Source organism: Pseudomonas azerbaijanoccidentalis, assembly GCF_019145495.1.
Classification (GTDB): Bacteria; Pseudomonadota; Gammaproteobacteria; order Pseudomonadales; family Pseudomonadaceae; genus Aquipseudomonas; species Aquipseudomonas azerbaijanoccidentalis.
Genome location: NZ_JAHSTU010000006.1, coordinates 210,716 through 236,305 on the forward strand (window position 1 = coordinate 210,716; position 25,590 = coordinate 236,305).

Below are 25,590 nucleotides of genomic sequence, written 5' to 3' on the forward strand. Positions count from 1 at the left end.
CCTAATGAAAGAGCGTTTGTTTATCCTCAGCCAATACCTGCTGCCCCACCACTTGCTCTCGCGACTGGCCGGCTGCATCGCCGAATGCCGCGTTCGCTGGTTCAAGAATGCCTTCACCGCATGGTTCGCCAAGCGCTATCAGGTGGACATGTCGCAGGCGCTGGTCGAAGACCTGACCGCCTATGAGCATTTCAACGACTTCTTCACCCGCGCCTTGAAAGACGGCTCCCGCCCGCTCGACGAAACACCGGGCGCGATCCTCAGCCCGGCCGACGGTGCGATCAGCCAGCTCGGCCCGATCGAACACGGTCGCGTGTTCCAGGCCAAGGGCCACAGTTTCAGCGTACTGGAACTGCTGGGTGGCGATGCGGCCAATGCTGCGCCGTTCATGGGCGGTGATTTCGCGACTATTTACCTGTCGCCGAAAGACTACCACCGTGTGCACATGCCGCTGGCCGGCACCTTGCGCGAGATGGTCTACATCCCGGGTCGTCTGTTCTCGGTGAACCAGTCCACCGCTGAAAACGTACCGGAACTGTTCGCCCGCAACGAGCGTGTAGCGTGCATTTTCGACACTGAGCGCGGGCCGATGGCCGTGGTGTTGGTGGGTGCGATGATCGTCGCGTCGATTGAAACCGTGTGGGCTGGCCTGGTTACGCCGCCGAAACGCGAGCTGAAAACCTTCCGCTACGACGAAGCCGCGCGTGCGCCGATCCACTTGGAAAAAGGTGCGGAGCTGGGTCGCTTCAAGCTGGGTTCGACCGCTGTCGTGCTGTTCGGGCCGGATCAAGTGAAGTGGGCTGAAGACATGACTGCCGGCGTCGCCGTGCAGATGGGTCAGGGCATGGGCTCACCAAAAGCCTGATCCATACGCTGATCTAAATAATGTAGGAGCTGCCGCAGGCTGCGATCTTTTGATCTTGATGTCTTAAGATCAAAAGATCGCAGCCTGCGGCAGCTCCTACATGCAGAAGCGCAGACTGCGGGTATATCAGAGCTGGCCGTCGCGATCGCGGAAGCCCAGCAGATACAGCACACCATCCAGCCCCAGGGTGGAAATCGCCTGCTTCGCCGACTGTTTAACCAGCGGCTTGGCACGGAACGCCACGCCCAACCCGGCAATTGCCAGCATCGGCAAGTCATTCGCGCCGTCGCCGACCGCAATGGTCTGCTCCAGACGCAAACCTTCCTTGTGCGCCAACTCTTTCAGCAGATCCGCTTTGCGCTGCGCGTCGACAATCGGCTCGATGGCCACGCCAGTCACCTTGCCGTCGACCACTTCCAGTTCGTTGGCGAACACGTAATCGATACCGAGCTTGGCCTGCAATTGCTTGGCGAAGTAGGTGAAGCCACCCGACAGAATGGCGGTCTTGTAACCCAAGCGCTTGAGTTCGGCGAACAGGGTTTCAGCGCCTTCGGTCAAGCGCAGCGAAGCGCCGATGGAATCCAGTACGCCGACATCCAGACCTTTAAGCAACGCCAGGCGCTCTTTGAAGCTGGCGCGGAAATCCAGTTCACCGGCCATCGCCCGCTCGGTGATTTCCGAAACCTTGTCACCCACGCCGGCGGCCTTGGCCAGTTCGTCGATCACCTCGGCTTCGATCAGGGTCGAGTCCATGTCGAACACCGCCAGACGACGGTTACGACGGAACAGCGAATCTTCCTGGAAGGCGATATCGACGTTCAGCTCCTGAGCAACGCTGAGAAATTCGGCACGCAGCGCCTGCGGATCAGCCGCTTCGCCACGCACGGAAAACTCGATGCATCCCTTGCCTTTATCAGCCGGGGTATCCAGCGGCATGCGCCCGGACAGACGATCGATGTGGTCGATGTTCAGGCCATACTTGGCGGTGATCGAACTCACGGCCTGCAATTGCCCGGCGGTCACCTTGCGGGTCAGCAACGTCACGATGTGGCGCTTTTTGCCCTGGTTGCCCACCCACTGCTGGTAATCCTGTTCGGACACCGGCGTGAAACGCACCTGTTGATCCAGTTCATAGCCTTTGAACAGGATATCCTTGAGCACGGACTTGCCTTGCTCGGTGTCGGGAATTTCAACCAGGATGCCGAACGACAGCGTGTCGTGGATCACCGCCTGACCGATGTCGAGAATGTTCACACCACCCTGGGCCAGAACGCCGGTAATGGCCGCAGTCAGACCCGGACGGTCGACTCCCGTGATGTTTATCAGGACGATTTCGCGCAAGGCGCACCCCCGCAGGTGGAAAAAAACCGCATTCTACCCACTTTCAGTGACCATCGGGCACCGTGAGCGCTTTGACGGTCTAGGGCCTGTCGCTATACTGCGCGTCAACTTCACGGACAAAAGAGCCGAGCTCAAGTGAACCGGCCCACGCCAGTAAAAACCGATAACTTCTTCCTGCTGATCTTCCGGGCACTGCGTCACCGCCGTGTACCGATTGCATTACGCATCGCCAGCCATAACGTGATCCTGGTCGCTCTGGCCCTGGTGATCTACGCCTGCGTGATGGGTTTGCAGTTCAAGCAGGCCATGCACGAGCAGGCCGATGCGCTGGGCGAAAGCCTGACCACGCAGACCGCCACCTCGGCCACCGAGCTGTTGGTGTCCAATGACATCCTCAGCCTCAACGTGCTGCTCAACAACCTGACCAAAAACAAGCTGGTGGCGCACGCCGCCATCTACAGCATGGATAACCGCATCCTTGCCGAAGCCGGTCAGCGCCCCAAACACGGCCTGCTGGGCGAAGCCGAGGGCATCTACCAGAGCAAGATCACGTTTCAGGACGTGACCGCCGGGCAGCTGCGCATCAGCCTGGACATGGACCAGTTCCAGCAACCGATGACCATCAGCCTGCAAAGCATGGGCATCCTGAGCGCGATCCTGCTGGCCTTGTCCCTGGCCTTGAGCCTGCGCCTGGGCCGGCACATCTCCACGCCGCTCATGCAATTGCGCGTGTGGTTGCGCAACATTGATGAATACACCCCGGCCACCGAACGTCAGGACGAGATCGGTGACCTGGCGCGTCAGCTGCACGCCAATTTCGCCCCCGAGCCCGCCGAACCGGAACCGGTGCCGGAACCCGAGCTCGATGACAGTGATTACGACGATGCCGAGCCCGGCTTCGAAGTACGCAACCTGCGCGATCCAAGTTTCGATGAAAGTCGCCCGATGGCGGCGATGAAGGCGGCACCGCGACGCGTTGTCAGCACGGTCGAAGACGAAGACGACGATGATGCGTTTGCCGACTTGCTCGATGAGGCAGACAGCGAAGCCAAACCGATAGCCCGCCCTGTGCCTTCGAATGTGCCGCAGCACAGCGCCGTGCTGGCCGTACAGTTGGGTTCTCAGGAGCAGCTGCGTCGTTTACCGCGCACACGCCTGGAAGAACTGCTCAAGCGTTACCGTGACTGCCTCGACCAGGCTGCTTCGCTCTACCAGAGTGAACTGCACACGCTGAACGACGGCAGTACGCTGATGCTGTTCCATACCGAAGACAGCGGCGACGACTATCTGACCAATGCCATCTGCTGCGGCGAGTTGCTGCGTGCGCTGGGCCATCAGTTGCAGATCGAAGTCGCCGACAGCGGCATTACCCTGCAATTGCAGTTGGGCCTGACGTTGGGTGATGAGCTGTTCGGCCTGAGCCAGATCGATCTGCTGCTGACCGATAGTGCTCAGGACGCCCTGGCCCTGTCGCAACACAGCCGCAACCTGCTGCTGGTGGAGCGCAAGATCAGCGACGACGCGCTCATCCGTCAACGCGCACGGATCCGCCCGATTGCCAGCCCTGAAGGGGCTTGCTGCGTAGAACGGCTGATGGAGCCTTATCCGTCGATGCTCGAACGGCAACTGGCGCGGATGCATGAGCGCCGGGCGTAAGCCTTAAGCCCGGTTGCGAAGAAGCCCGCAGACGAGTGATCGTCTGCGGGCTTTTTTATTGCCTGTACTGCCGCAATCGCTGGCAAGCCAGCTCCCACAGTGATTGGTGTCGTACATACAATCTGCGCTCAACAGCTCCCACATTGATTGATGTCGTACACACGATCTGCGTTCTACGGATACCCCTGTGGGCTGGCTTGCCAGCGATGAGGCATCAGCCGCACTGGACGTCTCCAATCAGCAGAAACAACAAAGCCCGCGCAAGGCGGGCTTTGGTTTGACTCGATCCAGCCTTAGAAGCGGAACACTTCCATATCGGTACGAATCGGTGAAGCCATTGGAATCTTCGGCTGCTTTTCCGCTTCCGCCGCAGGCGCCACAGGTTTAGCTGCCGGTTTCTTTGGCGCTTCGGCGATCGGTGGCTGGTTGGCCAGCGGCTTGAGCGCGGTCGACAGCTGTTCAGCCAGCTTCTGCAACAACACACCCTGAGCCTGAACCTGCGCCGCGGTGGTGCCGGCGTGCAGTTCCTGCAGGTGGATGATGCGGTTGTCGCGGACTTGCCCACGGCGGTCAATCAGACGCCATTGCGCATCGAGGATCGCCGGCTGCTTTTCACCCGAATCCAGACGGGTGATGGTCAACAACACCTGAACATCCGGGGTGAAACCCACGGTTGCCGGCGCCAATACCACGCGCTGGCTGTCCAGATGACCGGCGACCTGACGCAACAACAGCTGGTCGATGTCGGAAGACAGGCTGCCGGCCCAACGACCATCGGTCGCCGCTTGCAGGCTGCCATCGGGTTGACGCTGCAGCAGGGTTTCGCGTTGCAGATAGTCGGCAACGGTCACCGGGCCCAGCAATACCGCCATGCCCGCGCTTTGCGCAGGCTGAACCGGACTTCCGCTGTCCAGTTGATACAGCGACACCGGCTGGTGAACGCTGCAACCCGCCAGGCCAAGAACGCCGGCGAGCATCAAAATAAAAGGAAGGCGCAGAGCAGTCATCGTCCCATCCAGGTGATTGCCACAAGGCTAATCACAGTGAAAATACTCAATAAATATGAAGAACGCTCGGCCACGCCGGCGCTTGAAAGGCCATATCATCCGTGAATATGCGTTCCGACTCCAGCGCCAAAGCGTCGATCTACGCGTTAAATCGTAGATCGAGGCCTCTAGGACGCTTAATTGAGGTTTTCGACGAGCAGCGCATCTACCCTCTGGAAGCCACGTGGCAGTTTGTTACCACGACGCCCACGCTCACCCTTATAGTGTTCGAGGTCGTCCGCTTTCAGTGACAAGGTACGTTTTCCGGCCTGCAGCACCAAAGTGGCACCCTCCGGAATGACGGCGATGTCCGTAACATACTCTTCGCGACTGGCCACACGCTCACCGGAAATCCCGATGATCTTGTTGCCTTTGCCCTTACCTAATTGTGGCAGATCGCTGATTTTGAAGATCAGCAGCCGACCTTCGGTGGTCACAGACGCCAACCAGTTATGTTCACGATCGGCGACAGGCCGCGGCAGGATCACCTTGGCGTTGTTCGGCAGGCTCAACAGCGCCTTGCCCGCCTTGTTCTTGGCCTGCAGGTCTTCACCCTTGACCACGAAACCGTAACCGGCGTCGGACGCGATCACGTACAGCGCGTCGTCTTCGGGCATCAGCACGCATTCGAAGGTCGCGCCCGGCGGTGGCGTCAGACGACCGGTCAGCGGTTCGCCCTGGCCACGGGCCGACGGCAACGTATGCGCGGCCACCGAATAACTGCGCCCGGTGGAGTCGATAAACACGGCGAACTGGTTAGAGCGCCCGGCCGCCAAGGCTTTGAAACCGTCGCCAGCCTTGTAGGAAAGGCCGGTGGCGTCGATTTCATGCCCTTTGGCGGAGCGTATCCAACCTTTCTCCGACAGCACGACCGTCACTTTTTCGTTCGGCAACAGGTCGTGTTCGGTCAAGGCCTTGGCTTCAGTACGCTCGACGATTGGCGAACGACGGTCATCGCCGTAAGTTTCAGCGTCTTTGATCAGCTCGGTGCGCACCAGTTTCTTCAGCTTGGCTTCGCTGCTGAGCAGGGCTTGCAGCTTGGCTTGTTCCTTGAGCAATTCATCCTGCTCGGCGCGCAGCTTCATTTCTTCAAGTCGCGCCAACTGACGCAGACGGGTGTCGAGAATGTAGTCGGCCTGTATTTCGCTCAGGGCGAAACGCTCGATCAGCGCGGCTTTCGGATGTTCCTCGGTGCGGATGATGTGAATCACTTCATCCAGGTTGAGGTAAGCGATCAACAAGCCATCCAACAGGTGCAGACGACGCTCGACTTTATCGAGGCGGAATTGCAGACGGCGACGAACGGTCTGTACCCGGAACTCCAACCACTCGACCAGCAAGGCGCGCAGGTTTTTCAGCTGCGGCTTACCGTCCAGACCGATGATATTGACGTTGACCCGATAGCTCGATTCCAGCTCGGTGCTGGCGAACAGATGCTGCATCAACGCATCGTGGTCAAAGTTTTTCCGCGCACCTGGAATGATCACGATCCGGCACGGGTTCTCGTGGTCCGACTCGTCACGCAAGTCAGCGATCTGCGGCGCCTTGGACGGCTTGGCCTGCATCATGGCCGCAATCTGTTCCAGCACCTTGGCGCCCGACACTTGATGCGGCAGCGCGGTGACGATGATGTCGCCGTCTTCGATGTGATAAACGGCGCGCATGCGCACCGAGCCCTTGCCGGTTTCATACATTTTCAGCAGGTCGGCGCGCGGCGTGATGATTTCCGCTTCGGTCGGGTAATCCGGGCCTTGAATGTGTTCGCAGAGCTGTTCGACCGTGGCTTTGGGTTCATCGAGCAAACGCACGCAGGCACTGGCGACTTCGCGCAGGTTGTGCGGCGGTACGTCGGTGGCCATGCCCACGGCAATGCCGGTGGTGCCATTGAGCAGGATGTTCGGCAAACGTGCCGGCAATACCAGCGGTTCGTCGAGGGTGCCGTCGAAGTTCGGGCCCCAATCCGCGGTGCCTTGGCCCAGTTCGCTGAGCAACACTTCGGAATAGCGCGACAACCGCGCTTCGGTGTAACGCATGGCGGCGAAGGATTTCGGATCATCCGGCGCACCCCAGTTACCCTGGCCGTCGACCAGCGTGTAGCGATAGCTGAACGGCTGGGCCATCAGGACCATGGCTTCGTAGCAGGCCGAGTCGCCGTGGGGGTGGAACTTGCCGAGCACGTCACCGACGGTACGCGCCGATTTCTTGTGCTTGGAATCAGCGTCCAGCCCCAACTCGCTCATGGCGTAAATAATGCGCCGTTGCACGGGTTTCAGGCCGTCGCCGATATGCGGCAAGGCACGGTCCATGATCACGTACATGGAGTAGTTGAGGTAGGCATTTTCGGTGAAGTCAGCCAGCGATCGGCGTTCTACGCCATCTAAGCTGTCTGCAAGGATGTCGCTCATGCGGGCCTCATCGGTTCGTTGTCTGGCGCAGCAGCATGGTGCCACCGCGCTGGGTAAATTCAAGTTTGTTCAGTGCGCTCATGCCGAGCAGCACTTGGTCGCCATGCAGGCCGGGCGCCACCAGTGCGCGGACATCCCGCAGCACGATGTCGCCCAGTTGCAGGCGTTCAATACGGGTGCGATAGCCCTGGCTCAGGCCATTGGCCGTGCTCAGGGTCACACCGAAACCCTCTTCGAGCTTCAAGCGCCTGGCCAACTCGGCCGGGATCGCCACATCGGTCGCTCCGGTATCGAGCATGAAATCCACCGGCTGGCCATTGATATGGCCGCTGGCGACGAAATGCCCCTGGGCGTTGCTCGCCAGTTTCACTTCGATAAACCCATCACCCTGCTGTGAGCTCACCACCACATTCGGGTTTTGCTGACGCTCTTCCCACTGCCCGAAAAACCGCGTCGCCAGAAACAGCGCCGCGCACCAGGCCAGCACCATCAACACCCGACCGGCGCGTTTGCCTGGGGTTTGCTGGCTCACGGCTTGGCGCTCCAGCCACCGTCAGGCGCGGCAAAGCGCCAGATGATCGGACGAACTTCGCCATCGGCGCGGGCTCCGGTGTTGTTGTCGATGCCGATCCAGGCACCGTCAGCGTCCACGACCAACGCCTCGGCGAGGCCATAATCCTGTGGATAACGCCGGTTTTCCTGCAACGCCTCTTCGGCAAACGACCAGCAACGCTCGACTTTGGCGGTCACTGCGTCGCGGCGGCAGATCTCGAACGCATTGCGCTCCAGGGTAAACAGCTTGCCGTTGAACAGTGACAGATCGGCAAAGTCCCGAGGCATCGCACGGGCGTGTGGAAATTGTGCCGGTTGCATTTCTTTCCCGGCTTCGCTCAGCAACACGCAACCGCCATCGCAGTCCCACACTGATTGCTTGCGCTTGATCAGCAGCAATCCGCGGCTCTCGCGCTCGGCGGCCAACCACAATTGGTCACCTTCAGGGTTGATCGCCAGGCCTTCGAACAGCGCATTGAAGCGCAACAACAGGCCACTGGCCCGCGCTTCGCGCACCATGAGCGGCGAAATCTTCAGCCAGGAGGTCGGCCCGGTTGGCGGTATTTGCAACACCGCCGCATGGGCTTCGCTGACCACGTAGCGATTGCCGGCGCTGTCGCAGGTGATGCCTTCGAAATCCAGGTTGCCGCCACGCACGTACGATGCTGCCCAGGCCCGCGAGCGCAGGCCCCAGGGCAATCCGCTATCCGGCACGTCAAGCACGCCGATACCCACGGCTTCGGCCTGCCAGATGCTGGCCCGGGTGTCGAGGCGGTAGATCTGATCGTCGTCGCGGTCGGAGACTGTCCACAGCTCCTTGCCGCATTGAGCCAGCCCGGACAGGTTGCCGCCGCGCATGCCATCGACGGCATGCTCGGACACCAAACGCAGTTGCGGCGTCGGCTCGGCAGACACCGTCATCGAGGTCAGCAGCAACGCACACGCCAGGGCAAAGCCCAAGCGCATCAGCCCAGCACCTCCGCCAGGTTGCCCTTGGATTCCAGCCAGGTCTTGCGGTCGCCGGCGCGCTTTTTCGCCAGCAGCATGTCCATCATTTCCGAGGTGGCGTCGAAATCATCGCCCAACGTCAGTTGCACCAGGCGCCGGGTGTTCGGGTCCATGGTGGTTTCGCGCAGTTGTGGCGGGTTCATTTCACCCAGACCTTTGAATCGCGTGACCTGCGGCTTACCGCGTTTCTTCTCGGCCACCAGGCGATCGAGAATACCGTCGCGTTCGGCTTCGTCGAGGGCGTAGTAGATCTCTTTGCCCAGGTCGATCCGGTACAGCGGCGGCATGGCGACATAGACGTGACCGGCATCGACCAACGCACGGAAGTGCTGGACGAACAAGGCGCAGAGCAAGGTCGCGATGTGCAGGCCGTCGGAGTCGGCGTCGGCGAGGATGCAGATTTTGCCGTAGCGCAGCTGGCTCATGTCCGCGGCGCCCGGGTCGACACCGATCGCCACGGCGATGTTGTGCACTTCCTGGCTTGCCAGCACTTCGCTGCCGTCGACTTCCCAGGTGTTCAAGATCTTGCCGCGTAGTGGCAGGATCGCCTGGAATTCTTTGTCCCGCGCCTGCTTGGCTGAACCGCCCGCGGAATCACCTTCCACCAGGAACAGTTCGGAACGCATCGGGTCTTGCCCGGCGCAATCGGCGAGTTTGCCCGGCAGCGCCGGACCCTGGGTGATGCGTTTACGCTCGACCTTTTTGCTGGCCTTCAGACGACGACCGGCGTTATTGATCGCCAGCTCGGCCAGCGCCAGACCGGTTTCCGGGTTGGCGTTGAGCCACAGGCTGAACGCGTCCTTGACCACACCAGAAACGAACGCCGCCGCTTCGCGGGACGACAGACGCTCTTTGGTCTGGCCGGAGAATTGCGGCTCCTGCATCTTCATCGACAGGACGAAAGCGATGCGTTCCCAGACGTCTTCCGGCGCCAGCTTCACGCCGCGCGGCAACAGGCTGCGGAACTCGCAGAACTCGCGCATGGCGTCGAGCAAGCCTTGGCGCAAGCCGTTGACGTGGGTGCCGCCCTGGGCGGTCGGGATCAGGTTGACGTAGCTTTCCTGCACCGCATCGCCACCTTCCGGCAGCCACAGCAGCGCCCAGTCCACCGCTTCCTTGTTACCGGCGAACGCGCCGCAGAACGGTTCGTCCGGCAGACGCTCGAATTCGCTGACCGCGTCCACCAAATAGGAACGCAGACCGTCTTCGTAATGCCATTCGACTTTCTCGCCGGTGGCCTTGTCCTCAAAACTGACCAGCAGCCCCGGGCACAGAACGGCCTTGGCCTTGAGCACGTGCTTGAGGCGGCTGATGGAGAATTTTGGTGAGTCGAAGTATTTCGGGTCCGGCGCAAAGAACACGCTGGTGCCCGTGTTGCGTTTACCCACCGTACCAACGATTTCCAGCTCGGTGGCCTTGTAGCCGTCGGCGAAGGTCATCTGGTATTCGTTGCCGTCACGTTTTACACGCACCCGGACTTCGGTCGACAAGGCGTTGACCACCGAAATACCCACCCCGTGCAGACCGCCGGAGAACTGGTAGTTCTTGTTGGAAAACTTGCCGCCCGCATGAAGCTTGGTGAGGATCAGTTCGACGCCCGACACGCCCTCTTCGGGGTGGATGTCCACCGGCATGCCACGGCCGTCATCGCTGACTTCCAGCGAGTGATCGGCGTGCAGGATGACCTGCACCGATTTGGCGTGCCCGGCCAAGGCTTCGTCGACGCTGTTGTCGATGACTTCCTGGGCGAGGTGGTTCGGCCGACTGGTGTCGGTGTACATGCCGGGGCGTTTGCGCACCGGGTCGAGGCCCGAGAGGACTTCGATGGCGTCGGCGTTATAAGAGCTAGCGCTGGGAGTGGCCATGGGGTCTCGTCGTCAGTCATTCATTGAAAATAGGGGCGAGTTTTCACAATGCCGTGAAATCTATCGCCTGATACAAATCTGCGCCAATGCCGGCAAAACTCAGCATGGCTGGAAGCTGTGCGGCAAACCCCTGGAAACTATGGTCGCCACCGGCCTGGATACGCAAGGCACAGGCCCGGTAATACTGCTGCGCCAGGCGATAATCCAGCGTTTCATCACCCGTCTGCAACCATACCTGATACCGCTGCGGGTCCTGAGGGGCCGGCACTTCCAGTTCGGCCAGGGCCGCTACGTGGTCGTGGGTCAATTCCCAGGTCTCATCGGTATACAGGTTTTTCTGCGTCCCCAGAAATCCGTCGAACATCCGGTGCGGACTGACGGCAGGGTTGATCAGCAGGGCTTTCAGGCCATGGCGCTCGGCCAAGTGAGTCGCATAGTAGCCGCCGAGTGAGCTGCCGACCAGCAGAGGCCGCCCGAGCGCTTCAATCGCCTCTTCGAGCTGACCGATGGCCTCACGCGGGTGATGATGCAAGGCAGGCACGCGCAACTGGTCGCTCAAACCCAGACGGTCCATCACTTCGATCAACTGAGTGGCCTTTTTCGATGCAGGCGCGCTGTTGAAACCGTGGATATAAAGGATCGAACCGGACATTTGGACTCCCTGTGCGTCGGGTAAAGATGGGGAGTTTACTGTAGGAGCTGTCGAGTGCAACGAGGCTGCGATCTTTTGATCTTGCCTTTAAAAACACAATCAAAAGATCGCAGCCTTCGGCAGCTCCTACATTGTCAGTAGCCGTTGGAACCGTAATCCACCGTAAAATCGAAGCCGATGACTCGCTCCACACCGGTTTCCAGCCGCCCGTCCGGCAGCAAGCGCAACCAGCGATAACCCGGAGCCTGCTCGCCAACCTTGAAATCCTCGCTGCCCGGTTCGAACTGAATGCAGGTCGATGGCGAGGCGATCAGACGCACGCCGTTACGCAATTGATCGATCTCCTGGTGCACATGCCCCCAAAGCACGGCGCGCACCTGTGGAAAACGATCGAGCACTTCAAAAAAAGCTTCTGGATTGCGCAGTCCGATCGGCTCCATCCACGCACAACCGATCGGCACCGGATGATGGTGGAAGCACACCAGATGATGGCGCTGCGGCGCTTCACTCAGCGAGCGAGCCAGCAGTTGCAACTGTTCGTCCTGCAAATAACCCGGCACCGAGCCCGGCACCGCCGAATCGAGCAACGTGACCCGCCAGTTGCCGATATCCACCACCGGTTCCAGCAAAGCGCTCTGCACTGCGGCCTGGGCCATGATCTGCGGCTCGTCATGATTGCCGGGAATCCAGCGCGCGGGCGCGTTGAGTTGCCCGGTCAAATCGCGAAACTGCTGATAAGACTCCAGCGTACCGTCCTGGGACAGATCACCGGTGGCCAGGATCAGATCAATCCGCGGCTGCTGTGCCTGCACCAGTTCGATGACTTTTTGCAGGCTGTCACGGGTGTTCATGCCCAGCAGCGTAGTGTTCGCCTCGGCAAACAGATGGCTGTCGGAGATCTGCACCAGCAACGCCGGATCGGCGGTGGTCAAGGTGGATACGCTCGGCAAGGTGGTCTCCCAGGACGTGATCACGGGATTGGATGATTGGCGCAATTATGCTGGGGGACGATCGAAAGAAGAAACCTGTGAACCTGACGCAGTTCACAACTGCGACGGAAGTTAACGTACCACTTCGTACTCATGCCCCAGCGCCAGGCAATGGCTCAGCCACTCGCCCAGGAACATGTTCAATTGGGCCTTTTCGTCAGGCTGATGCATCGAGGCGTTCGGGTAAGGATAGATGCCGCGAAAGCGTCGCGCATGTTCGGCGCTGACCACTTCGGCCATACAGGCGTCGTGATAGACCTGCACTTCCAGTTGCGGCACCGGTAACCACGGCAGGCTGTGCTCCTGACGCACTTGCAACGTGGTGGTGTAGGGACAGACTTGCAGCACTTCCAGCGCCAGCACGCCGAGCATCTGATCGCCATGGGTCACGGCGATGCGCCGGGCGGCGGGCTCGCTGCGCATGTCTGGCAACAGTCGCATCAGGCGCGCGTAGTTCGCCTCGCAGGACGCTTGCAGCCCCACGAGGTCGACCCGATAGCGATCGCGCAGTTTGTTTACGACCATAACCCCCTCACTTCAACGCGGTTCAAAGCCAACCATTGCAAGGCAATGATGCTTGCCGCATTGGCAATACGCCCGTCGCGTACGGCTTGCAGGGCATCTTCAAAGGCCCACACCGTAACGCGGATATCTTCAGCTTCTTCCTCCAGCCCATGCAGGCCGCCGGCCCCTTTACTGTCACAACGCCCCAGGTACAAATGCACGAATTCGTTGCTGCCGCCCGGCGATGGAAAATATTTGGTCATCGGCCACAGCGCCCCGAATACAAGCCCAGCTTCCTCCTGCGCTTCGCGGTGAGCAACTTCTTCCGGCTGTTCGTCTTTGTCGATCAGACCAGCGACCAGTTCGATCAGCCACGGATTGTCGGTCTTGCCAATGGCGCCGACGCGAAACTGCTCAATCAGCACCACTTCGTCGCGCTGTGGATCATAAGGCAGAACACACACCGCATCGTGGCGAACAAACAGTTCACGACTGATTTCGCGACTCATCCCGCCGGCGAACAATTCATGACGCAAGTGCACGCGATCGAGCTTGTAGAAGCCCTCGAAGCACTTTTCGCGCCGAACGATCTCTACGGCGGTCGGAATGGCGTTGGCAAAATCAGTCATGACTATCCTCGTTCTACAAGTCCTGTTCGAGGCTGCCTTTTTCCCGGGCCTCGACTTCGCGCCATCCTAACGCGCCCGTGAGGTTTGATGCAGCCCCTTTCCCGTCAGCGGGATAGACGGTGAGGGCGAAACCCACTCTAATTAGCTTAGTGGCGAACTGACTGCTCCGTTGATAGTCGAAGCGGGTAACTTTTTGCCTTTCCCTGATTTATGAAGGACACCCATGTCGCTTTTTAAAATCGCCTCCGTGGCCGCTGTCGCCCTGACCCTGGGCGCCTGCCAGAGTTTGTTCCAGCCCAATTATCGTGCGCCGCTGGAAACAACCCGCGACGCCACCGAACAACTGCAGCCCGGTTGCAAGGACCAGGATTGCCCGCTGGTAAACATCGACACCCTGCATTTCCCCGCCGAGCCCGCGCTTGACGGCATCATCGAAAAACGCCTGCTGCAAATGACCCGTACCTCGCCCGACGCCCCGGTAGCGCCAACGCTGGCAGCTTACCGCGAGGAGTTTTTGCGCACCGCCGGCCCACACAACAGCAGCTATCTGCAAGCGAAAGTACGCGAGCAGCATGACGGCTTGGTGATCATCGAGTTGTCCAGCTACCTGGACACGGGTGGTGCCCACGGCACGCCTGGGCGCGGCTTCATCAACTACTCACGCCAGCAGCACAAAGTGCTGACGCTCTCCGACATGCTGGTGCCGGGGCAGGAAGACGCGTTCTGGAAAGCGGCGCAAGTGGCGCACAACAGCTGGTTGATCAGCACCAAGCTCGATCAGGAACCGGAGTTCGTGAAAAGCTGGCCGTTCCAGAAAACCCAGAACGTGGCGCTGACCTATGGCGGGGTGATCCTCAAGTACGAAACCAGCAGCATCGCGCCTTACGCGCTGGGCCATGTCGAACTGAAGATCCCCTACCCTCGCCTGAACGGCATCATCAAGCCCGAGCTGTTTCCCGGCCGTAACTGAAGGCCCGACCCAGCACAAGCTGTAACAGCCCTGCCACCACCAGTGCCGGCAGGGTTGCGCCGATGTCCGGATACAAATTGGCCAGCAGATGATAGGTGCTGACCCCGCCCAGCCAGGCGAGCAGCGCCGGCCAGCGCAACGCGGCTGGCGCCACCTGGCCACTGCGTTTGCGCAGGATGAAGTGATCCACCAGGACCACGCCGAACAGCGGCGCAAACACCGAGCCGATCAGCAGCAGGAAGTTCTGGTACTGCGCCAACGGTGCCAGCAGGGCGATCAAGGTGCAAACCACACCGATGGCCAGCGCCAGGTGCTCGACTTTCAAGCGCAACAGAATCCCGCTGGACACCGCCGCCGAGTGAATATCGGCAAAAGCGTTTTCCGATTCATCCAGCAAAATCAGCAGCAGCGGAATCCCCAGGCCGGCACCGGCCAGCGCCAGCAGCAAGGCATTGACTTCACCGCTCGGCGCGAACGCCAGGGTGTAGGCCACGCCCAGACTCATCAGCCAGAAATTTCCGATGAAGAAGCCGATGGCGGTGCCACCGAAGACGTTTTTCGCCCGCTTGCCGAAACGCGAGTAGTCGGCAATCAGCGGCAACCACGACAGCGGCATGGCGATGGCAATGTCGAAGCCCACGGCGAACGGCATTGAACCGTCACCGGCCTGGGCCCACAACGCGGCCAGGTCAGCCTTGGCGAACAGGTTCCAGGTCAACCAGATGCACGCTGCCAGCAGCAGCCAGATGCCCCACTTACGCAAAATCTGGCGCACGAAGGTCAACGGTCCACTGACGGCCAACAAGGTTGCCAGGGCACCGAAAAACAGCGTCCACAGCACTGGATTGGCAATCACACTACCGTCGCTGAACGCCTTGGCGCCCAACAGGCTGGCGGCATCGCGCATGACGATGATTTCAAACGAACCCCAACCGATCAGTTGCAGCAGGTTCAGCACCGCCGGCAGGCTCGCGCCCTTGGCACCGAGGCTGAGCTTGAGCGCGGCCATCGACGACAGGCCGGTGTCACTGCCAATCACGCCAACGGCGGCCAGCAGCAGAACGCCGACCAAGGTGCCAAGGAAAATCGCCAGCAAGGAGCCCGACAGGCCCAGGCCCGGCGCGAGCAATGCACCGGTCTGCAGCACCATCAGGCCGATGCCGAGGGAAAACCAGAGGGAAAACAGATCGCGACCGCCGAACACACGTTTGTCGGTCGGCACCGCGATGTCGGGGGAATAAGTACTCGGTTGAATGCTCAAGGGTGTTATCTCAGAGGGACATTTGTTGTTGTGTTGATCGCTATCGCCAGCAGGCTGGCTCCCACAGGGGACTTGTGAAACTCACAGATCCAATGTGGGAGCCAGCCTGCTGGCGATGGGGCCTGTGCAGGCCCCACCTTTTCAGGTCAGATCAAACTTTCTGATACAGCTGACTGCCTTCCTGCTTGAAGCGCTCTGCCTGTTCGGCCATGCCTTGGGCGACGTCCACGTCCACCGCTTCGATCCGTTGGTTGGCCGCGTACTCGCGGACTTCCTGGGTGATTTTCATCGAGCAGAATTTCGGCCCACACATCGAGCAGAAATGCGCGACCTTGGCCGAATCCTTCGGCAGGGTTTCATCGTGATACGAACGCGCGGTGTCCGGATCGAGGCCCAGGTTGAACTGGTCTTCCCAACGAAATTCGAACCGCGCCTTGCTCAAGGCATTGTCGCGGATCTGCGCACCCGGATGCCCTTTCGCCAGATCGGCGGCGTGCGCAGCGATCTTGTAGGTGATGATCCCGGTCTTCACGTCATCCTTGTTCGGCAGGCCCAAGTGTTCCTTTGGCGTCACGTAGCAAAGCATGGCGCAACCAAACCAGCCGATCATCGCCGCACCGATACCGGAGGTGATGTGGTCGTAGCCCGGTGCGATGTCGGTGGTCAGCGGGCCGAGGGTGTAGAACGGCGCCTCGTCGCAGCACTCCAGCTGCTTGTCCATGTTCTCTTTGATCAACTGCATCGGCACGTGGCCCGGGCCTTCGATCATGCACTGCACGTCGTGCTTCCAGGCAATCTTGGTCAGCTCGCCGAGGGTTTCCAGCTCGCCGAATTGTGCTTCGTCGTTGGCATCGGCAATCGAACCAGGACGCAGGCCATCGCCAAGCGAGAAGCTGACGTCGTAGGCCTTCATGATTTCGCAGATGTCTTCGAAATGGGTGTAGAGGAAGTTCTCTTTGTGGTGAGCCAGGCACCACTTGGCCATGATCGAACCGCCACGGGAAACGATGCCGGTCACGCGCTTGGCAGTCATCGGCACGTAACGCAGCAGTACGCCGGCGTGGATGGTGAAGTAGTCGACGCCCTGCTCGGCCTGCTCGATCAGCGTGTCGCGGAACAGCTCCCAGGTCAGGTCTTCGGCCGCGCCGCCGACTTTTTCCAGGGCCTGGTAGATCGGCACAGTACCGATCGGCACTGGCGAGTTACGGATGATCCACTCGCGGGTTTCGTGGATGTGTTTGCCGGTGGACAAGTCCATGACCGTGTCCGAACCCCAGCGAATGCCCCAGGTCAGTTTCGCCACTTCTTCTTCGATGGACGAACCCAAAGCGCTGTTGCCGATGTTGCCGTTGATCTTCACCAGGAAGTTACGGCCGATGATCATCGGTTCCAGTTCGGTGTGGTTGATGTTGGCCGGAATGATCGCGCGGCCACGGGCGATTTCGTCACGGACGAATTCGGGAGTAATGATTTTTGGCACGCTGGCGCCGAAGCTGTGGCCGGCATGTTGCTGGTCCAGCAAGCCGGCGGCGCGGGCCACTTCCAGCTTCATGTTTTCGCGGATGGCGACGTATTCCATCTCGGCGGTAATGATGCCTTGGCGTGCGTAGTGCATCTGGCTGACGTTCGCGCCCGGCTTGGCACGACGCGGGTTGTTGACGTGGGCAAACCGCAGCTTGGTCAGCTCAGGATCGGCAAGACGTTCCTGGCCGAAATTCGAGCTCAGGCCGCTCAGTCGCTCAGTGTCGCCACGGGCTTCGATCCACGGCGAACGCACGTCGGCCAAGCCTTTGCGCACGTCGATAATGACATTGGGATCGGTGTACGGGCCTGAAGTGTCATACACCACGACCGGTGCGTTGACCTCGCCACCGAAGTCGGTCGGCGTCACGTCGAGGCTGATTTCGCGCATCGGCACGAGGATGTCCGGGCGAGTGCCCTGAACATAAATTTTTTGCGAACGGGTAAACGGCTGAACCGATTGTTGATCGACCTTGGCCGAGTCACTCAGGTTAGTGGCGATTTTTGCTTTTGTAGTCATCACGGGTTCTCCAGACAGCATCCAGGCAGTGGATTTTTGTCGGAGCGAACCTGTAAACGAATGGACGCACGTGCGCTGGGAAAACCAGCTGTGCTGTGCTCAGTGCTCGAGGGGTGTTCGATTGTCGAACAACATCCCGGACGAAGCACAAGAGGACTCGCCGGGTGACGAGAAATCTTGTTCCCTACGCAGGCGCTAACCTGATCAGGTTCAACGGGATCCGAAATTATTCGATCTCAGCCTCATAGCAAGGCACCCCGACAAGAACCCGGCCAGTCTAGACACAACTGACAAAGAACGCCAACCCCGCTGTAAACACCATGATGAATGGCGTAATTACAGCGCAAGGCAGGATTGTTGCCGCCCCATTGCGCAACTACACTCGCTTTGCCGCAGCGCGCCTTGACGCTGTATGGGCCGCGCCGTACCTTGGCGCCAGAATTATTTTCATAATATTAATGCTAGGGATCGCCTCATGCTGCGCAAACTTTCACTGGCTGTTGCCGTGTCTTGTGCGTCCACCACAATGGCCTGGGCAGCAGAAGCGCCCTTGTCGACGAAGAACGATCTGGTCAGCGTCTATCAGGAGGCGGTGGACAACAACGCCGACCTCGCCGCCGCCATCGCGCAGTATGGCGCCCAGAAAGAAGTCGTGCCCCAGGCCCGCGCCGGGCTGCTGCCCAACCTGTCGGGTGGCGCGGACGTGTCCAGCGTTCGCACCTCGATCGATCAGCCGTCGGCCACGGCCAACCGCAACGCTCATTCCTACCAGGCAACGCTGGCGCAGCCGCTGTTCCGTGCCGATCGCTGGTTCCAGTTCCAGGCCGCCAAGGACGTCAACGAACAGGCTGCCCTGCAACTCTCGGCGACCGAGCAAAACCTGATTCTGCAAACCGCCGACAGCTACTTCAACGTGCTGCGCAGCCAGGACAACCTGGCCTCGACCAAAGCTGAAGAAGCCGCGTTCAAACGTCAGCTGGATCAGTCCAACGAGCGCTTCGATGTCGGCCTCTCGGACAAGACCGACGTGCTGAACTCGCAAGCCAGCTACGACACCGCACGCGCCAACCGAATCGTCGCGCAGCGTCAGGTGGACGATGCGTTCGAAGCCCTGGTGACCCTGACCAACCGGCAGTACAACGCGATTTGGGGCATTTCCCATAACTTGCCGATCCTGCCGCCAGCGCCGAACGACGCCAAAGCATGGGTCGAAACAGCCGCCAGACAGAACCTCAATCTGCTGGCCAGCAACTACGCCGTCAGCGCCGCCGAGCAAACCCTCAAACAGCGCAAGGCCGGCCATGCGCCGACCGTCGACGCCGTGGCCAGATACGAAAAGGGCGACAACGATGCGCTGGGTTTCAGCAACCCGAACGCCTTTGGCCAGCCGTACAAGGGTGATGTCGAGCAATCCACGATCGGCCTGCAACTGAACATCCCGATCTACAGCGGTGGGCTGATCAATTCCCAGGTCCGTCAGGGCTATGCGCAACTGGACCAGACCGAGCAGCAACGCGAATCCCTGCGCCGGCAAATCGTGGAAAACACTCGCGACCTGCATCGCGCGGTGAACACCGATGTCGAGCAGGTACAGGCACGCAAACAGTCGATCATCTCCAACCAGAGCGCGGTGGAAGCGACCGAAATCGGTTATCAGGTGGGGACGCGAAACATCGTCGACGTGCTGGATGCGCAGCGCCAGCTGTACACCTCGGTGCGCGACTACAACAACACCCGCTACGACTACATCCTCGACAACCTGCGCCTCAAGCAACAGGCCGGTACGTTGAACCCGGGTGATTTGCAGGACTTGGCGCGCTGGCTAAAAGCCGACTACAACCCGGACAAGGACTTCCTGCCGCCCGACCTGGCCAAGGCCGCGGCTGAACAGTTGAAAGCAAGACCGGGGCAGTAAAAGCAAAAGATCGCAGCCTGCGGCAGCTCCTACATGGGAATGATGTACACCCTGTAGGAGCTGCCGAAGGCTGCGATCTTTTTTTCCGGCAGACGCGATCTAACGTTCGATCAACCGCCCCAACCCATCGAGCAACCGCTGCAACGCGCCCTGATTGGTCCGCATCACTTTCAGTCCCGCCTCCGCCATGCGCTGCGCATCTCGCGGCAACTCGAACAGCCGCTGCACCGCCAATGCCAAACCTTCGGCATCCTCCACTTCCTGCAACGCCCCGGCATTGCGCAACTGCGCGGCGATTTCGAGGAAGTTGAACAGGTGCGGGCCGCTCAAAACCGGTTTCGCCAGCGCCGCCGGCTCCAGCAGGTTATGCCCGCCGTTGGGCACCAGGCTGCCGCCGACAAATGCGCTGTCGGCCAAGGCATAGAGAAACAGCAGTTCGCCCATGGTGTCGCCGAGCAGCACCGAAGTGGCCGCGTTGACCGGTTCGCCACTGGAACGCCGGACGGTGGCAAACCCTTGCTGCTGGCACAACCCGTACACCGAATTGAATCGCTCAGGGTGACGCGGCACCAGAATCAGCAACGCATCAGGGTGATTGGCCAGCAACTGACGATGGGCCGCCAGGACCACTTCATCTTCGCCTTCATGAGTACTGGCGGCGATCCAGACAGGGCGCTCTTGCGCCTGCCATTGGCTACGCAATTCGCTAGCACGCTGCAAAAGTTGCGGGTCGATGGTCAGGTCAAACTTGATCGAGCCCGTCACTTCGACAGTTTCTGCCCGCGCGCCCAAATCACGGAAGCGCTGGGCCTCGGCTTCAGTCTGCACCGCGAACAGGCTCATCTCGGCCAGCATCGGCCCGGTCAATTTGCCGAAGCGGCCGTAACCCTTGGCCGAGCGCTCGGACAATCGCGCGTTGGCCAGTGCCACGGGAATCCCGCGCTTGGCGCATTGATGAATGTGATTGGGCCACAGTTCGGTTTCCATGATCACCGCCAGTTTGGGCTGGACCCGATCCAGGAAACGCTTCGCCGCGCAGGGCAAGTCATAGGGCAAATAGCAGTGTTGAATGCGCGGCTCATTGGCGAACAACGCCTGAATGCGCTCCGAACCGGTCGGGGTCATGCACGTCACGGTGATCGGCAATTGTGGATAGCGTTGCAGCAAGGCACGGATCATCGGCGCAGCGGCGATGCTCTCGCCCACCGACACCGCATGCACCCAGATGCCCCCCGGCTTCATCGCCGGCATTGCGTAGGAGAAACGCTCGCCGATGCGCTTGGCATACGCCGGCGCCTTGCGCGCGCGCAGCCACAGCCGAATCGCTACCAATGGCAGCCCCAGATAAAACAGCGCGGTATAGAGAGTTCTATTCATGGCGGCGGAGTTTATCGGCTTTTTTCGCCGATCGCCTGCAAGTGCACGGCAAAACGTTCGGCCAGCCAGCGAGCCGCCGGACCGAGCGGTTCGTCACGGCGCCAGACCAGTTCCACCACCAGCGCCGGCGGGGTCCATTCGCTGACCAGTTCGACCATCTGATTCTGATACGTCGGGTACTGCACCACGTGGCGCGGCAACCAGGCCCAACCGAGGCCACGCACCAGCCACTCGGCCATCACGTAGAAACTGTCGGCGCGCCAGACTTGCGGGCTAGCGGGCTCGCTGCCGGGGTAAATGCTGGACTCGGTCGACATCAACAACTGTCGGTGCTGCGCCAGTTGCTGACAATCCACGGTGCCCTTAGCCGCCAGCGGATGATCCCGGCCACACACGGTGACCATTTCGACGCTGCCCACCACCCGCCGCTCAAGCGCCTCGGGAATCTGATCATGAAAAAACAACAAGCCCAGGTCGGCCCGTCGCTCTACCAGTTTGCGCGCCACATCGCCTTGGGCGGCGCTGGTCAGCTGCACTTCGAGGCTGGGAAATTTTTCCGCCAGGGCCGCGAAGCTTTCGATAATCGGCTGGTACGGCATCGCTTCGTCCTGCGCCACGCGCAAACGGGCTTCCTGGCCGCGCATCATCGCCAGCGCCCGACCATTGAGGCGCTCGCACTGACGCAGCACTTCACGGGCCTCTTCGAGCAATGCCATGCCGGCTTCGGTGAGTTTCGGCTGACGACCACTGCTACGGTCGAACAGGCTGACGCCCAGGTCTTCCTCCAACAGCGCAATCGAGCTACTTACCGCCGATTGCGCCTTGCGCTGATCCCGCGCCACGGCGGAAAACGATCGTTGCTCCGCTACGCTGACAAACAGCCGCAACTGCTCCAGATTCCATTGTGTGCTCATCGCTCAACCCATCTTCACAGCAGATAGGTAATGACTTTACCGCATCTGAAGAGTCTCTAGAATGCCGACCTCAGAGAGCAACACTTCACACGAGGATTGAACCATGACCGCTTACTACTATCTGGCCATCGCCATCTGCGCCGAAGTGATTGCTACTGTTTCGATGAAAGCGGTCAAAGGCTTCAGCACGCCGTTGCCGCTGGTGCTGGTCATTGTCGGCTACGGCATTGCCTTCTGGATGCTGACTCTCGTGGTGCGTAGCGTACCCGTTGGCGTGGCGTACGCGGTGTGGGCCGGCATGGGCATCGTGATGGTCAGTGTGGCGGCGCTGTTTATCTATGGGCAGAAGCTGGATGTGCCCGCAATGCTGGGAATGGCGCTGATTGTGTTGGGCGTCGTCGTGATTCAACTCTTCTCCAAAACCGCGGGGCATTGAAAAAAAATCGCAGCCTGCGGCAGCTCCTACAAAGGCGAACCCCAGCCATCTGTAGGAGTCGCCGCAGGCTGCGATCTTTATTCCTCGCCGAGCTCTGTATACTGCGCCCTCGTCTTGAACACTGAGGTCGCCGAATGCCATCTGTTATTTCCACCGACGTTCTGATTGTCGGCGCTGGTGTCGCCGGCCTCTGGCTGAATGCGCGCCTGCGCCGCCAGGGTTTTTCGACCGTGCTGGTGGAAAGCGCCAGCCTCGGCGGCGGGCAGAGCGTAAAGTCCCAGGGCATCATCCACGGCGGCGCCAAATACGCGCTGCATGGTGCCCTGACCGGTGCCTCGGAAGCCATCGCCGACATGCCGCGCCGCTGGCGTGAAGCGCTGGCCGGTGACGGCGAGTTGGACCTATCGGGCGTGCGTCTGCTGTCCGAAGCCCATTATTTGTGGTCCCCCGGGACCATCGCCGGCAACCTCACCAGTTTCTTCGCCAGCAAAGCGGTGCGCGGCCGTGTCGATCAGGTCAAGGGCGACCAGTTGCCGCCTGCCCTGCAAGACAAGCGCTTCAAGGGCAAGGTCTATCGCCTGGCCGAATTGGTCATCGACGTGCCGAGCCTGGTCCAGCGTCTGGCTGATCTGGCAGGTGACGGTTTGCTCGCCGGTCAGAAGATCGAACCGCTGCTGGAAGGCGGCGTGCTGGTCGGCCTGAAGGTCGACGAGCGCGAAATTCGTGCGCAACGCATCGTCTTGAGCGCCGGCGGCGGGACCGCTGCGCTGCTCGAAGCATTGGGGTTGAGCCAACCGGCCATGCAACGCCGTCCGCTGCACATGATCATCGCCAAAGGCCCGAGCCTTAAACCGCTGTACGCCCACTGCCTGGGCGGCGGCACCAAACCGCGCATCACCGTGACCACACACCCGGCGGCCGACGGCCAATGGGTCTGGTACATGGGCGGCGACATCGCCGAAAGCGAAGGTGTGGCCCGCGAGTCCGCCGAACAGATCGCCACCGCCCAGAAAGAGATCGGCCAGTTGTTGCCGTGGATCGACCTGAGCACCGTGCAATGGGCCACCTTGCGCGTGGATCGCGCCGAGCCGCTGCAATCGGGCCTGACCCGCCCTGACAACGCGTTCCTCGCCGAGGAAGGTCGACTGCTGGTGGGCTGGCCAACCAAACTGGCGTTGGCCCCTGACTTTGCCGACCGGGTAATCGCCAGCCTGGCTCGCGACGGCATTCAACCGGGCCCGGTTTCCTCGCTGCCGCCGCTGCCAAAACCGCCGATGGGCGTTCCGGCCTGGGAGCAACTGCTGCCATGAGCCAACCGACCCTGCACGACCTCCATCGCCCGCTGGGCAGCACCGGCCTGTTGGTATCGCCGCTGGGCCTGGGCACGGTGAAACTCGGCCGCGACCAAGGGGTGAAGTACCCCAATGGCTTCCAGATTCCGGACGACAACGAAGCGCAGATGCTGCTCAAACTCAGCCGCGACCTGGGCATCAACCTCATCGACACGGCACCCGCTTATGGCCGCAGCGAAGAACGCCTCGGCCCGTTTTTGCGTGGCCAGCGTCAGGACTGGGTGATCGTCAGCAAGGTGGGCGAAGAGTTCGCCGACGGCCAGTCGCGCCACGACTTCAGCGCCGCACATACCCGACGCTCAGTGGAACGCAGCCTGCAACGTCTGGAAACAGACTTCATCGACCTGGTGCTGGTGCACTCCGATGGCAACGATTTGGCGATCCTCAACGATAGCGAAGTCTATGCAACCCTCGCCGCGCTCAAGACCGAAGGCAAGATTCGCGGGTTCGGGTTTTCCGGCAAAACCGTCGAAGGTGGCTTGAAGGCGCTGGAGCAAGGTGACTGCGCAATGGTCACCTACAATCTGAACGAGCAAACCGAGAAGGCCGTGATTGACTATGCTGCTGCTCACGGCAAAGCCATTCTGGTCAAAAAAGCCCTCGCCAGTGGTCATGTGTGCCTGAGTCCCGGGGTGGACCCGGTGCGCGCCAGTTTCGAATTGTTGTTTGAACATCCGGGGGTGGCCAGTGCTATTGTCGGGACGATCAACCCGCTGCACCTCGCCCATAACGTCGCGACCGTTGCCCAGGTCCTACGTAGCCACTGATGCCGCCAAACGCGGCCTAAAGCAGGAGCCGACATGCCGCGTACGCTCATAAGAAAGAACCCGAGCAACTTCAAGACCCTGCCGTTATTCGTCGAAGCGACTCCCGAAGGCCTGAGTTATCAGAGCGTCGGGAGACCGTTGAATTTCTCCCAGATCCTGCAACGTCGCCGCCCAGTGACCGTCGCTGATACCGAGCGGTTCTCCCTTGAGCTGGCCAACCTCGGGGTGTCGGTGCGCCTGACGCTTCACTGGCAAAATCGCGATTACTGGGTGCTGGTGCGTCAACGCCGACAGGATCGCGGAGACGTGGTGCTCAAGTTGATTTCCGGGTACGTGCCGGCCCACGAGCTGAACCTGCCGCTGCACACAGCAATCCAGGAGATTGCCGAAGAATGCCTGCTGGAAACCCCGGAGGGCTGGCTCGGGGGGCGTTTCAATGACACCTGGCTGCCGGCGCCCTACGCGTCTGCCCTGCATTATCGTGAAGCCCTGCCGTTTCGCCTGTCGCCCCTGTCTGGCTCGGCGCGGCCGGTGCGTTGCGCCAACCTGCCGCTGATCGAACGGCCACGGGCTTATGTGCATCTGCCGACAGCTTCGTTGCAGTTGATTTATGACTTGCGCCTGGACGTGCCCAAGGAGGCCAAATCCCTGAGCCTGTTCCACGTCGACGAGCGACTGGAAGGTGATCAACTGGTGGCCCGTCTGGATCGCAAACGCCCCGATCTGTACCTGATGCCCTTGCTCGACGGTCATCCCACGGCCGAGTTGTACACGTTGAAAAAGGATCAGCTGTACCCGGCAAGTACACGCGGGTTGTACCTGGCCGAAAGCTTCGCCCGACAGGAAGGCTGGCTGGTGAGGGATGAACGGATTCGCTGGAAGGACTGGGTGCGCCAGCAAGGCTTGACCCCGCCGGGGAAGGATTCGGGGTTGGCGCTGTTACGGGGGAAGGCGAAGCAACTGCTGAAGAAGATCGTACCGCGCAAGAAAGTCAGTTCTTAAACGCAAAAGATCGCAGCCTGCGATAGCTCCTACAAGGTATTTG

The 25,590-nt window shown here is 60.6% G+C and carries 22 protein-coding genes and 1 riboswitch; of the genes, 8 read left to right on the top strand and 14 right to left on the bottom strand.

The genetic code is table 11. The features are described from left to right. The first annotated feature begins 4 nt into the window (after positions 1–4). A complete protein-coding gene (gene asd, locus KVG88_RS20510) occupies positions 5–865 on the top strand; it encodes an archaetidylserine decarboxylase (RefSeq protein WP_217872583.1) in 861 nt (286 codons plus the stop codon). Positions 866–991: 126 nt separating this feature from the next. Here the strand turns inward: asd and serB are convergent, their stop codons facing one another. Then, a complete protein-coding gene (serB, locus tag KVG88_RS20515) occupies positions 992–2,206 on the bottom strand; it encodes a phosphoserine phosphatase SerB (protein ID WP_217872584.1) in 1,215 nt (404 codons plus the stop codon). Between the two features lie 135 nt (positions 2,207–2,341). Between serB and KVG88_RS20520 the strand changes: the two genes are divergently transcribed. Then, positions 2,342–3,862: an AhpA/YtjB family protein gene (locus KVG88_RS20520; RefSeq protein WP_217872585.1), complete on the top strand. Its 1,521-nt coding sequence runs from the start codon at positions 2,342–2,344 to the stop codon at positions 3,860–3,862. A 293-nt stretch (positions 3,863–4,155) separates the two neighbouring features. On the opposite strand, the gene KVG88_RS20525 is transcribed toward KVG88_RS20520, so the two are convergent. From KVG88_RS20525 to KVG88_RS20565, 9 genes are all read right to left on the bottom strand, one after another. Continuing rightward, positions 4,156–4,869, bottom strand: a complete 714-nt coding sequence (locus tag KVG88_RS20525) for a PqiC family protein (protein WP_150704306.1) — start codon at positions 4,867–4,869, stop codon at positions 4,156–4,158. A 176-nt stretch (positions 4,870–5,045) separates the two neighbouring features. After that, entirely contained in the window at positions 5,046–7,313 is a 2,268-nt protein-coding gene (gene parC / locus KVG88_RS20530) for a DNA topoisomerase IV subunit A (protein ID WP_150704307.1), read from the bottom strand. Between the two features lie 7 nt (positions 7,314–7,320). Further along, positions 7,321–7,845 carry a retropepsin-like aspartic protease family protein gene (locus KVG88_RS20535; RefSeq protein WP_217872586.1) on the bottom strand — a complete coding sequence of 175 codons (525 nt, stop codon included), beginning with the start codon at positions 7,843–7,845 and terminating at the stop codon, positions 7,321–7,323. Further along, the gene (locus tag KVG88_RS20540; protein WP_217872587.1) at positions 7,842–8,831 is read right to left on the bottom strand and encodes an esterase-like activity of phytase family protein; all 990 of its coding nucleotides are present in this window, start codon (positions 8,829–8,831) and stop codon (positions 7,842–7,844) included. The genes KVG88_RS20535 and KVG88_RS20540 overlap by 4 nt, the downstream gene beginning before the upstream one ends. After that, on the bottom strand, positions 8,831–10,738 hold the full coding sequence (gene parE / locus KVG88_RS20545; protein ID WP_217872588.1) for a DNA topoisomerase IV subunit B: 1,908 nt from the start codon (positions 10,736–10,738) through the stop codon (positions 8,831–8,833). Before parE ends, KVG88_RS20540 begins: the two co-directional genes overlap by 1 nt. Before the next feature lie 43 nt (positions 10,739–10,781). After that, positions 10,782–11,390: a YqiA/YcfP family alpha/beta fold hydrolase gene (locus KVG88_RS20550; protein ID WP_150704311.1), complete on the bottom strand. Its 609-nt coding sequence runs from the start codon at positions 11,388–11,390 to the stop codon at positions 10,782–10,784. Between the two features lie 134 nt (positions 11,391–11,524). Beyond that, complete coding sequence (gene cpdA / locus KVG88_RS20555) at positions 11,525–12,340, bottom strand: 3',5'-cyclic-AMP phosphodiesterase (protein WP_150704312.1); 816 nt, start codon at positions 12,338–12,340, stop codon at positions 11,525–11,527. A 111-nt stretch (positions 12,341–12,451) separates the two neighbouring features. Further along, positions 12,452–12,904, bottom strand: coding sequence for a DUF1249 domain-containing protein (locus tag KVG88_RS20560; RefSeq protein ID WP_008063540.1), 453 nt, complete (start codon positions 12,902–12,904; stop codon positions 12,452–12,454). Then, the gene (locus KVG88_RS20565; RefSeq protein ID WP_150704313.1) at positions 12,895–13,512 is read right to left on the bottom strand and encodes an NUDIX domain-containing protein; all 618 of its coding nucleotides are present in this window, start codon (positions 13,510–13,512) and stop codon (positions 12,895–12,897) included. Before KVG88_RS20565 ends, KVG88_RS20560 begins: the two co-directional genes overlap by 10 nt. A gap of 223 nt (positions 13,513–13,735) precedes the next feature. Between KVG88_RS20565 and KVG88_RS20570 the strand changes: the two genes are divergently transcribed. After that, a complete protein-coding gene (locus tag KVG88_RS20570; protein WP_217872589.1) occupies positions 13,736–14,482 on the top strand; it encodes an RsiV family protein in 747 nt (248 codons plus the stop codon). Here the strand turns inward: KVG88_RS20570 and cytX are convergent. Continuing rightward, positions 14,451–15,743, bottom strand: coding sequence for a putative hydroxymethylpyrimidine transporter CytX (gene cytX / locus KVG88_RS20575; protein ID WP_217872590.1), 1,293 nt, complete (start codon positions 15,741–15,743; stop codon positions 14,451–14,453). The genes KVG88_RS20570 and cytX overlap by 32 nt on opposite strands. Positions 15,744–15,894: 151 nt before the next feature. Further along, positions 15,895–17,784, bottom strand: coding sequence for a phosphomethylpyrimidine synthase ThiC (gene thiC, locus KVG88_RS20580; protein WP_217872591.1), 1,890 nt, complete (start codon positions 17,782–17,784; stop codon positions 15,895–15,897). A 164-nt stretch (positions 17,785–17,948) separates the two neighbouring features. Next, positions 17,949–18,054: riboswitch (TPP riboswitch) on the bottom strand. Between the two features lie 205 nt (positions 18,055–18,259). On the opposite strand from thiC, the gene KVG88_RS20585 reads away from it, so the two are divergent. Then, positions 18,260–19,699 (top strand): TolC family outer membrane protein, encoded by a 1,440-nt coding sequence (locus KVG88_RS20585; protein ID WP_150704317.1) that lies wholly within the window; start codon positions 18,260–18,262, stop codon positions 19,697–19,699. A 99-nt stretch (positions 19,700–19,798) separates the two neighbouring features. Here the strand turns inward: KVG88_RS20585 and waaA are convergent, their stop codons facing one another. Then, positions 19,799–21,076, bottom strand: coding sequence for a lipid IV(A) 3-deoxy-D-manno-octulosonic acid transferase (waaA, locus tag KVG88_RS20590; protein WP_217872592.1), 1,278 nt, complete (start codon positions 21,074–21,076; stop codon positions 19,799–19,801). Between the two features lie 11 nt (positions 21,077–21,087). Next, the gene (locus KVG88_RS20595; protein ID WP_150704319.1) at positions 21,088–21,990 is read right to left on the bottom strand and encodes a LysR family transcriptional regulator; all 903 of its coding nucleotides are present in this window, start codon (positions 21,988–21,990) and stop codon (positions 21,088–21,090) included. Between the two features lie 103 nt (positions 21,991–22,093). Between KVG88_RS20595 and KVG88_RS20600 the strand changes: the two genes are divergently transcribed. The 4 genes from KVG88_RS20600 to KVG88_RS20615 all read left to right on the top strand — a co-directional run bounded on the left by KVG88_RS20600 (position 22,094) and on the right by KVG88_RS20615 (position 25,547). Next, the gene (locus tag KVG88_RS20600) at positions 22,094–22,426 is read left to right on the top strand and encodes a DMT family transporter (protein WP_015093202.1); all 333 of its coding nucleotides are present in this window, start codon (positions 22,094–22,096) and stop codon (positions 22,424–22,426) included. Positions 22,427–22,560: 134 nt separating this feature from the next. Then, positions 22,561–23,736, top strand: coding sequence for an NAD(P)/FAD-dependent oxidoreductase (locus KVG88_RS20605; protein ID WP_217872593.1), 1,176 nt, complete (start codon positions 22,561–22,563; stop codon positions 23,734–23,736). Further along, the gene (locus KVG88_RS20610; RefSeq protein WP_217872594.1) at positions 23,733–24,545 is read left to right on the top strand and encodes an aldo/keto reductase; all 813 of its coding nucleotides are present in this window, start codon (positions 23,733–23,735) and stop codon (positions 24,543–24,545) included. The genes KVG88_RS20605 and KVG88_RS20610 overlap by 4 nt, the downstream gene beginning before the upstream one ends. Positions 24,546–24,578: 33 nt before the next feature. Beyond that, a complete protein-coding gene (locus KVG88_RS20615) occupies positions 24,579–25,547 on the top strand; it encodes a metal ABC transporter ATPase (RefSeq protein ID WP_150704322.1) in 969 nt (322 codons plus the stop codon). The last annotated feature ends 43 nt before the right edge of the window (positions 25,548–25,590 follow it).

What these genes read in the sequence shown, in the direction of transcription:
- asd (WP_217872583.1), top strand. Translation starts at nt 5, where the DNA reads ATGAAAGAGCGTTTGTTTATCCTCAGCCAATACCTGCTGCCCCACCAC.
- KVG88_RS20525 (WP_150704306.1), bottom strand. Translation starts at nt 4,869, where the DNA reads ATGACTGCTCTGCGCCTTCCTTTTATTTTGATGCTCGCCGGCGTTCTT.
- parC (WP_150704307.1), bottom strand. Translation starts at nt 7,313, where the DNA reads ATGAGCGACATCCTTGCAGACAGCTTAGATGGCGTAGAACGCCGATCG.
- KVG88_RS20540 (WP_217872587.1), bottom strand. Translation starts at nt 8,831, where the DNA reads ATGCGCTTGGGCTTTGCCCTGGCGTGTGCGTTGCTGCTGACCTCGATG.
- parE (WP_217872588.1), bottom strand. Translation starts at nt 10,738, where the DNA reads ATGGCCACTCCCAGCGCTAGCTCTTATAACGCCGACGCCATCGAAGTC.
- KVG88_RS20550 (WP_150704311.1), bottom strand. Translation starts at nt 11,390, where the DNA reads ATGTCCGGTTCGATCCTTTATATCCACGGTTTCAACAGCGCGCCTGCA.
- KVG88_RS20560 (WP_008063540.1), bottom strand. Translation starts at nt 12,904, where the DNA reads ATGGTCGTAAACAAACTGCGCGATCGCTATCGGGTCGACCTCGTGGGG.
- KVG88_RS20565 (WP_150704313.1), bottom strand. Translation starts at nt 13,512, where the DNA reads ATGACTGATTTTGCCAACGCCATTCCGACCGCCGTAGAGATCGTTCGG.
- KVG88_RS20570 (WP_217872589.1), top strand. Translation starts at nt 13,736, where the DNA reads ATGTCGCTTTTTAAAATCGCCTCCGTGGCCGCTGTCGCCCTGACCCTG.
- thiC (WP_217872591.1), bottom strand. Translation starts at nt 17,784, where the DNA reads ATGACTACAAAAGCAAAAATCGCCACTAACCTGAGTGACTCGGCCAAG.
- KVG88_RS20585 (WP_150704317.1), top strand. Translation starts at nt 18,260, where the DNA reads ATGCTGCGCAAACTTTCACTGGCTGTTGCCGTGTCTTGTGCGTCCACC.
- waaA (WP_217872592.1), bottom strand. Translation starts at nt 21,076, where the DNA reads ATGAATAGAACTCTCTATACCGCGCTGTTTTATCTGGGGCTGCCATTG.
- KVG88_RS20595 (WP_150704319.1), bottom strand. Translation starts at nt 21,990, where the DNA reads ATGAGCACACAATGGAATCTGGAGCAGTTGCGGCTGTTTGTCAGCGTA.
- KVG88_RS20600 (WP_015093202.1), top strand. Translation starts at nt 22,094, where the DNA reads ATGACCGCTTACTACTATCTGGCCATCGCCATCTGCGCCGAAGTGATT.
- KVG88_RS20605 (WP_217872593.1), top strand. Translation starts at nt 22,561, where the DNA reads ATGCCATCTGTTATTTCCACCGACGTTCTGATTGTCGGCGCTGGTGTC.
- KVG88_RS20610 (WP_217872594.1), top strand. Translation starts at nt 23,733, where the DNA reads ATGAGCCAACCGACCCTGCACGACCTCCATCGCCCGCTGGGCAGCACC.
- KVG88_RS20615 (WP_150704322.1), top strand. Translation starts at nt 24,579, where the DNA reads ATGCCGCGTACGCTCATAAGAAAGAACCCGAGCAACTTCAAGACCCTG.